Source organism: Phytopseudomonas flavescens (genome assembly GCF_900100535.1).
Lineage (GTDB): Bacteria > Pseudomonadota > Gammaproteobacteria > Pseudomonadales > Pseudomonadaceae > Aquipseudomonas > Aquipseudomonas flavescens.
The window spans coordinates 1-1052 of record NZ_FNDG01000051.1; the positions used below are offsets into that span (position 1 = coordinate 1).

At 68.3% G+C, this 1052-nt stretch carries 1 protein-coding gene; it reads right to left on the reverse strand.

Annotated features, from left to right (window positions below):
• The coding region (locus tag BLR94_RS27000; protein WP_139207538.1) for a hemagglutinin repeat-containing protein at window positions 1-1052 on the reverse strand (1052 nt) is incomplete at both ends.

The following is a 1052-nucleotide window of genomic DNA, read 5'->3' on the forward strand; positions in this document are numbered from 1 at the left end:
CTTGAAATAGGTGTGGCTTTCGTCTGCCGCACTGGACAGCACAAGGTCGCGCCCGGCCCCCAGGTCGAGGTCACGACCTGCAGTGACCTGGCTGGCAACCACGCCCAGATCCCGCCCCGCGCTGACCTGCAGGTCGCGCCCGGCGCTCACTTCGGCGCCCAGCTGGCTCACCCGCTCGTTGAGGAAGCTGCTGCCCCGCGACTGATGCTGCACGTCCTGCACCGAGGCGATGGTGACGTCGCGACCGGCTTCGATGCTCAGATCGCCACGGCTGCCGAGCACGCCGCCGAGGTTGCTCACGTCGCGCCCGGCCGCCAGGCTGAGGCTGTCGCTCGCTTCGATGCGGGCGGCGCTGTCGACGAAGCTGGTGGCCCAGGCGCGGTCGCCCAGGCCGCTCTGCTGCAGGTTGGCGGTGCGCTCGTTGACGATGTCGTTGCCCGCCACCAGGCTCACGTCGCGCCCGGCGATGATGCCGCCCTGGGCGTTGCGGATGCTGTCTTCGGCCAGCAGTTGCAGGCGCTCGCTGGCCTGCAGCAGGCCACTGTTGGCGATATTGACCGCCTGCACGTCGAGTGCGCCACTGGCGCGCAGGGTGCCCTGGTTGCTCAGATCGCCACCGCTGATCAGGGTCACGTCGCGGCCCTGGATCAGCGCGCCGTTGGGTGCCAGGCGGCCTTCGGCCTGGGCCAGGTAAAGAACCGGCACCAGGACTTTCTCGCCCAGCACTTGCTGTTCTTCCATCCACACGATGTCGTGGGTCAGCGCCGCCACCTGCTCGGCGCTCAGGCTCACCCCAAGCCCCAGGTTCAGCGCCGACTGGCTGGCGATGGCGTTGTTCATCAGGTAGCGGAACATCGCTTCGTCGCTGTCCAGCCCGGCGATGAAGCGCTGGCCGGTACGGGCGACGATGGCCTCGCGGATCAGGCGCTGCTCGTAGAGGCCGTCGCCCAGGCGCTTCTGCGCCTGATCGGGGTCGTAACCGAGCAGGTCGAGCATGTAGTCGGAGCTGAGGAAGCGGTTCAGTTCGGTCAGCGCCGGGTTGGTTTCGATCA